This window comes from Sphingobacterium sp. UBA7253 (assembly GCF_002472745.1).
In the GTDB taxonomy this organism is placed as follows: Bacteria; Bacteroidota; Bacteroidia; order Sphingobacteriales; family Sphingobacteriaceae; genus Sphingobacterium; species Sphingobacterium siyangense.
Window position 1 is genome coordinate 13,515 of record NZ_DKSP01000192.1, and the last position, 616, is coordinate 14,130.

A 616-nucleotide genomic window follows, 5' to 3' on the forward strand; every position below is an offset into this window, starting at 1 on the left:
GAAATCCCTCCGTTAAACCTCGGGGGAGCCCATTTCACGGAGCCGCGTGCTTCCCTGTCCCCATTTCGGGTGCAGGATCAGCTGTTTTTCGCCTCCCTCTGCAGCTTCCGCCGCTAAAATGAAAAAGAATCTCGCACCGTTACAGGTAGTTAGGGGCAAAATGAAATAAATAAGAACAAAAGGCTTGGAAGTTTGTTGGTAAACTCCCTATCTTTGCACCACTCCGCAAGGGAGGGACGGTTGCTTTGAAAGAAGGAACCCTGAAAAAAGAAGGGTTTAAGAGAAGCCTGGCAGGATCAAAAATCCCGCCCGGTTTAATTTTAAACGCGGAAATCGAAAAAAGGGAAAAGAAAAAAAACTTGAAAAAGTTTTTGGAAGTTCAAAAAAGATTTCTACCTTTGCAGTCCCAACGGAAACGAAGGGAAAAACAAAAAAGATAAAGAGGGGCGCAATGCCCATCGGAATATAGCGGATACGGAAGTTGAAGCGACAAAGTTCTTTAAGAAAACACAATCATGTAAGCGTGACGAGTAGACAAACGAAAGTCATGAACAAATTCAAGTAATTCGTTCAATTCGATCCAAGATCAGAGATATAAAAAAAGAATTCTGATTAT